Source organism: Sphingomonas sp. PAMC 26605 (genome assembly GCF_000241485.1).
GTDB lineage: Bacteria > Pseudomonadota > Alphaproteobacteria > Sphingomonadales > Sphingomonadaceae > Sphingomonas.
In genome coordinates, this window is record NZ_JH584241.1 from 2153179 (window position 1) to 2159662 (window position 6484).

A 6484-nucleotide genomic window follows, 5' to 3' on the forward strand; every position below is an offset into this window, starting at 1 on the left:
AGCCCTAGACGACAGGCCTTTCAAAACCGTAACCATGATCCATGGTTTCCCCGCAGCTGTATCGCCGCACGATTCCCGCTGCGGCGCGGATCACACGCTGGACCGCGCCCGACGGCTGGGTGCTGCGGCGGTTCGACTGGCCGGCAAGCGGGCGACCGCGCGGCCGGATGCTGTTCCAAGGCGGGCGCGGCGATATCTTCGAGAAATATCTCGAAGCGTTCGCACACTGGCAGGCGCAGGGCTGGTCGATCACATCGTTCGACTGGCGCGGGCAGGGCGGTTCGGGGCGGCTGTCGCCCAATGCGCATGTCGGCCATGTCGATGATTTTCAGCACTATATCGATGATTTCCGCGCCTTCTGGGCGGAATGGCGCGGCGCGGGCGGCGCAGCGCCGCACGTCGCGATCGGGCATTCGATGGGCGGGCATCTGCTGTTGCGCGCGCTGGTCGAAGGCGCGGCCGAGCCCGATGCCGCGGTGCTGGTCGCGCCGATGCTTGGCCTGCACAGCCCGTTCGGCGCGACGCTCGGCGAACGACTGGCTGGCCTGCTGAGCGGCGTCGGCGATGCCGCACGGCCGGCATGGCGCGGCAACGAGAAACCCGCGACGACCGAGACGCGGCAGGCGCTGCTGACGCACGATCAGGATCGCTACGAGGACGAGATCTTCTGGCAGTCGAGCAAGCCCGAGCTGCTGCTCGGGCCGCCGAGCTGGCGCTGGGTGGCCGAGGCGTTCCGTTCGACTCGGCGCTTGCGCGACGACCAGCGGCTGAAGACGCTCGCGGTGCCCTTGCTGTTCGTCGTGCCCGAGCACGACAAGCTCGTCGCGCCCAAGGCGGCCTATGCCGTCGCTGCGCGACTGCCCGATGCCGAGGTCGCGCGCTTTGGTGCCGACGCGGCGCACGAGATCCTGCGCGAGGTCGATGCGGTGCGCGCGCGCGCGATCGGGGCGATCGATGCCTTCCTCGCCGCGCGCGCCCCGGGACAAAGCGGATGACGCGCTACGACATCGCCATTGTCGGCGCGGGAATCGCCGGCGCCAGTCTCGCCGCCGCGCTCGCGCCGCATGCGTCGGTGGTGCTGCTCGAGGCGGAGGATCTGCCGGGCTATCACGCGACCGGGCGCTCGGCGGCGTTCTGGTCGGAAACCTATGGCGGGCCCGGAATCCAGCCGCTCACCACCGCTTCGGGGCCGACGCTGCGCGCGGGCGGCTTTCTGCAGGAGCTCGGCTCGCTGCATATCGGGCGCGCCGGTGATGCGGCGGCGATCGATACGTTTATGGCCGCGTTCGCGGGGAGCGGCGTCGCGCTCGAGCAGGTCGATCCGCGCGCGCATGTGCCGGGCCTGCGCCCCGAATGGACGCTCGGCGTGCTCGAGGCGAGCAGCACCTATATCGATGTCGCCGCGCTGCACGCCGGCTATCTCGCGCAGGCCAAGCGTGCGGGCGCGACGCTGCTGCTCGCGGCACCGCTGCAGGACGCGGTCCGCAGCGGCGATCGCTGGGCGCTGACGACCGGGGCGGGGCGGTGTGCGGCGACGATCCTGGTCGACGCGGCGGGTGCCTGGGCAGACCAGGTTGCACGCGTGGCGGGCGTGACGCCGATCGGCATCACCCCCTATCGGCGCACCGTCGTGCAACTCGCGACCGATCCGGCAGCGCCCGCGGCTTTGCCGCATGTCGCCGATATCTCGGGCAATTTCTACTTCAAGCCCGAGGCGGGCGGGCGGCTCTGGCTCAGCCCGCACGACGAAACCGAAGCCGCGCCCGGAGACGCCCAGCCCGAGGAACTCGACGTGGCGATCGCGATCGACCGGTTCGAGCAGGTGGTTGACTGGAAAATTACGCGGGTCGAGCGGCGCTGGGCAGGGTTGCGCAGCTTCGCGCCCGATCGCTTGCCGGTGTACGGCTTCGCGCCCGAGTCGCCGGGCTTCTTCTGGTTCGCGGGACAGGGCGGTTTCGGGATCCAGACCGCGCCCGCCGCGGCGGCCGTGGCGGCGGCGCTGCTGCTGGGGCAGACGCCCGATCCGAGCGTCGCTGCGATCGACGCCACGCGCTATGCCCCCGATCGTTTCGTCACGATAGCGTAACGACCCGATTCGCGCTATCGTCGGCGCGTATCCCGGGAGAGCGACGATGGCACACAAGTTCGTGATTGAGCAGAACAAGGCCGGCGATTATGTCGCCAAGTTCAAATACAATGCCGAGCTGATCTGGTGGACCGAAGGCTATGCGAGCAAGGCCGGTGCGCGCAATGCGATCGAATCGGTGCTTAAGAACGGCCCTGCCGCGCCGGTCGAGGAGGCCTAACCGCGCCGACCCGCGAGCACCGCGGCGTCGCTCGCCAGCCGGTCGGCGCGCTCATTGTCGGGGTGGCCGGCATGGCCCTTGACCCACACCCAGTCGATCCGGTGCGGCTTGGCGGCGTCGAGCAGCGCCTGCCACAGCTCGGCATTCTTGACCGGCTGCTTGGCGGCGGTCTTCCAGCCGTTCTTCTGCCACCCTTTGATCCACTTGGTCAGGCCGTCCATCACGTAGCGGCTGTCGGTCGACAGCGTCACGCGGCACGGGCGCTTGAGCGCATTGAGCCCCTCGATCGCCGCCATCAGCTCCATGCGGTTGTTGGTCGTGGGGTTCTCGCCGCCCGACAGTTCCTTTTCGGTCGTTCCCGAGCGAATCAGCGCACCCCAGCCGCCGGGGCCGGGATTGCCCTTGCACGCGCCATCGGTGGCGATTTCGACTCGGGTCATTTCGGCGGCAGTGTCGGTCATTGGAAAAGGTCGTCCGTGGCGTAGGTTTGGTAGCGGCGCAGATAGGCCAGCGGATCCTTGCGTGTCACCAGCGCATCGGCCGGCGTGTTGAGCCAGTCCCACGCGCGCGACAGGAAGAAGCGCAGGCAAGCGCCCTTCGCGAGCGTAACGAGCTGCGCACGCTCGGCGGCCGACAGGCCGAAGGTCGCGTCATAGCCTTCGATCAGCGCGGCGCCGACCGCGCGGTCGATCGTGCGGCCTTCGGCGTCGAACGCCCAGGCGCTGTGCAGGATCGCGACGTCGAGCGCACGGATGTCGGTACAGGCGAAATAGAAGTCGATCAGCCCGCTGACCTGATCGCCGCGCATCAGCACGTTGTCGGGGAACAGATCGGCATGGATCGTCGCGGTCGGCAGGTCGCTCGGCCAGTCGCGCAGCACAGACGCGAGCATCGCGCTGGCGTTGGCATGGAGACCGGGTGCGATCGAATCGAGCTCCGTGCCGCAGCGGTCGAGCAGCGGCTGCCACGTCGCGACTCCCATAGAATTGGGGCGAACGGCGGCAAAGTCGGCGAGCGCGGCGTGCATCCGGCCCATCGCCTGCCCCGCGGCGAACGCCTGGGCGGGGGTCGGGTGCGTCACCGAAACCCCGGGCAGGAACTGGATCAGGCAGGCGGGCCGCCCTTCGAGCGTCTGGATCGCGACGCCGCCGCGATCCTTGATCGCCGGCGGCACGGGGTTGCCGCGCGCCGCGAGATGATCGAGCAGATCCATGAAATAAGGCAGGTCGCCGCCGTCGACGCGCTTCTCGTAAAGCGTCAGGACGAAACGCCCGGTCGTCGTATCGACGAGATAATTGGTATTCTCGACCCCCTCGGCGATTCCCTTGGACGAGACGAGGGCGCCGACGTCATAGCGGGCGAGGAAGCCGGCCAGCAGCTCGGCCGAAACGGGCGTGTAGACGGCCATCGGTCAGGCGGCGGCGTCGAGGCCGCGCGGCAGCTTGAAGACGATCGTCTCGCGCTTGGTCTCGACCTCCTGCTCGGTCACCGCATAATGCTGTCCGAGCAGATCGACGAGTTCGCGCACCAGCACTTCGGGTGCCGAGGCGCCGGCGGTGATGCCGAGCGTCTTGACCCCGTCGAGAAACGCGAAGTCGAGTTCGGCGGCGCGCTGGATCAGCCGGGCCGGGGTTCCCTCGCGTTCGGCGACCTCGACGAGGCGTACCGAATTGGATGAGTTGGGCGCACCGATCACGAGCACCGCGTCGCAGGCATGCGCGATCGCCTTGACCGCGCTTTGGCGATTCGACGTGGCGTAGCAAATGTCCTCGCCGCGCGGCGACAGCATCGTCGGGAAGCGCCGCTGCAAGGTCGCGACCACGGCAGCAGTGTCGTCGATCGACAGCGTCGTCTGCGTCAGAAACGCGAGGCGGTCGGGGTCCGCCGGCGCATAGGCCTCGGCATCGGCGACAGTCTCGATCAGCGACATCGATCCTTCGGGCACCTGGCCGAAGGTGCCGACGACTTCGGGATGCCCCGCATGGCCGATGAAGACGATGTGCCGCCCCGCCTCGACCAATCGCTCGGCCTGGCGATGCACGCGCGAGACGAGCGGGCAGGTCGCATCGAGGAAGACGAGACCGCGCTCGGTCGCCTTGTCGGGCACCGCCTTGGGCACGCCGTGCGCCGAGAAGACGACCGGGACGCCTGCGGGCACCTCGTCGAGTTCCTCGACGAACACCGCGCCCTTGCCGCGCAACATGTCGACGACGAAGCGATTGTGGACGATCTCGTGGCGGACATAGACCGGTGCGCCGTATTTCTCGATCGTCAGCTCGACGATCTGGATCGCGCGATCGACCCCGGCACAAAAGCCGCGCGGCGCGGCGATGATCAAATCGAGTCTGGGCTTGGAAGCGCTCACCATCAGGCCCCGAGCCTACGCGATTGCTTGCGCGGGCGGAAGGCGCTTCCTATGGTGGCGGCGCCATCTGCGCCGAAATTCCTCCTCGGTCAGCGGATTCCTTTTGCATGAATAAGGTGCGTGCCCCCGTGACACTCCGGAAATCGACCATCGCCGCTCCAGTGCTTCTGCTGTCGGCGTTTTCGCTGCTGGGCGGGTGCAAAACCACGGGCGAGTTTGACGAGACCGGCGGCATCACCGCGGTGCGCAGCCCGTGCCCCAGCGTCGAGGTCCCCGCGCATACCGGCGACATCACGCTGTTCGACCCGGCGACCAGCCGCGACTCGAGCGCGATCGACGTGACCGCGGTGATCACCAATGTGCGCTCGACCTGCGACGATACCGGCGCCGACGTGCTGACCAACGTGACCTTCTCGGTCGAGGGGCGCCGCGTCCGCACCGAAGCCCCGCGCGACGTGACGCTGCCCTATTTCGTGACGGTGGTTCAGGGCGGCAACGCCGTCATCGCCAAGCGCGTCGGGCGCGCGGTGCTCCATTTCGACGCCGGGCAGGCGCGTGCTGTGGTGCAAGGTACGGGTACCGCGACGGTCTCACGTGCGGCGGCGACGCTGCCCGACGACGTCCGCAAGAAGCTGACCGAGAAGCGCAAGGCCGGCGGCGACGATGCCGCGGTCGATCCGCTGAGCCGCCCCGAAGTGCGCCAGGCAGTGCTGCGCGCGACCTTCGAGGCGCTGGTCGGTTTCCAGCTCACCGACGACCAGCTGAAATATAACGCGACGCGCTGATCTGCCGCGTTGACTCGCTTGCTGCAGCGCGTCAAACCGGCTGCGTCGATGCGGGGCAACTCGCATAGGCACGCGCGGGAGAGCGTCCGGTCAGCCGCAAGGCCGATACGGACCGCCGAAGGAGCAACCGCCCCGGAATCTCTCAGGCAACCGGACCGCGCGGGCTAACGACACTCTGGAAAGCGCTTCCGCCGCGTTGGCGGGGCCACCGAAGGGGTAAGCCTGCCATACGCAGGTCAAAGCTCTCAGGTATCCGTGACAGAGGGGGCGGTGTGGGTCTCCGGCGCAATCGCGTCGGGCCGCGCCGTAGTCCCACCACGGAAGGCCCGACATGAGCGACACCGAGATTCCCGACGAGATCGCGACGCAGACTTTGCCGCTCGATAGCTGGCACCGCGCGCAGGGCGGGCGGATGGTCGAATTCGCCGGCTATCACATGCCCGTCCAGTATGAAGGCATCATGGCCGAGCATCTGTGGGTGCGCGACTCGGCCGGGCTGTTCGACGTCAGCCATATGGGCCAGCTCGTCTTCCGCGCCGAGGGCGGCGCGGACGTGGTCTCGGCGCTCGAAGCGTTGCTCCCGGCCGACATCGCTGGCCTTGCCGAGAACAAGCAGCGCTATTCGCTGCTGCTCGCCGAGAATGGCGGCATCCTCGACGATCTGATGGTCACGCACTTGCCCGCCGCGAGCCCGTTCGCCGCGGATGAAGAAGCGGTCGAGCCAGCGGAACCCGCGGGCTGGTCGCCGCTCGACGCGTCGCCGACCGATCCCGACGCGCCGACCTTCTACATGGTCGTCAACGGCGCGACCAAGATCGACGATATCGCGCATCTGCTCGAATTCCTGCCCGATGGCATTGCGATCAATCATCTCGAGGACCAGGCCTTGCTCGCGCTGCAGGGGCCCAAGGCGGTCGATGCGCTCGCGCGGCTGGTGCCGGGCGTCCGCGATCTCGTCTTCATGACCGCGGGCGCGTTCGACTGGCACCCGAAAAGCCCCTCCCCTTCAGGGGAGGGGTTGGGGTGGG

7 protein-coding genes, 1 pseudogene and 1 riboswitch are annotated in these 6484 nt (G+C 68.4%); of the genes and pseudogenes, 5 read left to right on the forward strand and 3 right to left on the reverse strand.

Going from position 1 to position 6484, the window contains the following annotated elements:
- The first annotated feature begins 41 nt into the window (after positions 1-41).
- From RH90_RS10025 to RH90_RS22585, 3 genes are read left to right on the forward strand one after another with little or no spacing between them, the layout of a single operon-like run.
- Positions 42-995 carry an alpha/beta fold hydrolase gene (locus RH90_RS10025; RefSeq protein WP_010185463.1) on the forward strand — a complete coding sequence of 318 codons (954 nt, stop codon included), beginning with the start codon at positions 42-44 and terminating at the stop codon, positions 993-995.
- The gene (locus tag RH90_RS10030) at positions 992-2086 is read left to right on the forward strand and encodes an NAD(P)/FAD-dependent oxidoreductase (protein ID WP_010185464.1); all 1095 of its coding nucleotides are present in this window, start codon (positions 992-994) and stop codon (positions 2084-2086) included. The genes RH90_RS10025 and RH90_RS10030 overlap by 4 nt, the downstream gene beginning before the upstream one ends.
- Positions 2087-2132: 46 nt before the next feature.
- Positions 2133-2306, forward strand: coding sequence for a YegP family protein (locus RH90_RS22585; protein WP_010185465.1), 174 nt, complete (start codon positions 2133-2135; stop codon positions 2304-2306).
- Here RH90_RS22585 and rnhA read toward each other — a convergent pair.
- Genes rnhA through ispH form a run of 3 tightly spaced genes read right to left on the reverse strand, consistent with a single transcriptional unit; the run spans position 2303 to position 4674 of the window.
- Positions 2303-2767, reverse strand: a complete 465-nt coding sequence (rnhA, locus tag RH90_RS10035) for a ribonuclease HI (RefSeq protein WP_010185467.1) — start codon at positions 2765-2767, stop codon at positions 2303-2305. The genes RH90_RS22585 and rnhA overlap by 4 nt on opposite strands.
- Positions 2764-3714 (reverse strand): homoserine kinase, encoded by a 951-nt coding sequence (gene thrB / locus RH90_RS10040; RefSeq protein ID WP_010185469.1) that lies wholly within the window; start codon positions 3712-3714, stop codon positions 2764-2766. The genes rnhA and thrB overlap by 4 nt, the downstream gene beginning before the upstream one ends.
- Before the next feature lie 3 nt (positions 3715-3717).
- Entirely contained in the window at positions 3718-4674 is a 957-nt protein-coding gene (gene ispH / locus RH90_RS10045; RefSeq protein ID WP_010185470.1) for a 4-hydroxy-3-methylbut-2-enyl diphosphate reductase, read from the reverse strand.
- A gap of 104 nt (positions 4675-4778) precedes the next feature.
- Here ispH and RH90_RS10050 point away from each other — a divergent pair, with 104 nt between their 5' ends.
- Together RH90_RS10050 and RH90_RS10055 are read left to right on the forward strand one after the other, a co-directional pair.
- A complete protein-coding gene (locus tag RH90_RS10050) occupies positions 4779-5456 on the forward strand; it encodes a hypothetical protein (protein ID WP_198283401.1) in 678 nt (225 codons plus the stop codon).
- Between the two features lie 65 nt (positions 5457-5521).
- A riboswitch (glycine riboswitch) is annotated at positions 5522-5624 on the forward strand.
- Between the two features lie 163 nt (positions 5625-5787).
- A pseudogene (locus RH90_RS10055) lies at positions 5788-6484 on the forward strand (glycine cleavage system aminomethyltransferase T); the annotation flags it as partial.

What these genes read in the sequence shown, in the direction of transcription:
- RH90_RS10025 (WP_010185463.1), top strand. Translation starts at nt 42, where the DNA reads ATGGTTTCCCCGCAGCTGTATCGCCGCACGATTCCCGCTGCGGCGCGG.
- RH90_RS10030 (WP_010185464.1), top strand. Translation starts at nt 992, where the DNA reads ATGACGCGCTACGACATCGCCATTGTCGGCGCGGGAATCGCCGGCGCC.
- RH90_RS22585 (WP_010185465.1), top strand. Translation starts at nt 2,133, where the DNA reads ATGGCACACAAGTTCGTGATTGAGCAGAACAAGGCCGGCGATTATGTC.
- rnhA (WP_010185467.1), bottom strand. Translation starts at nt 2,767, where the DNA reads ATGACCGACACTGCCGCCGAAATGACCCGAGTCGAAATCGCCACCGAT.
- thrB (WP_010185469.1), bottom strand. Translation starts at nt 3,714, where the DNA reads ATGGCCGTCTACACGCCCGTTTCGGCCGAGCTGCTGGCCGGCTTCCTC.
- ispH (WP_010185470.1), bottom strand. Translation starts at nt 4,674, where the DNA reads ATGGTGAGCGCTTCCAAGCCCAGACTCGATTTGATCATCGCCGCGCCG.
- RH90_RS10050 (WP_198283401.1), top strand. Translation starts at nt 4,779, where the DNA reads ATGAATAAGGTGCGTGCCCCCGTGACACTCCGGAAATCGACCATCGCC.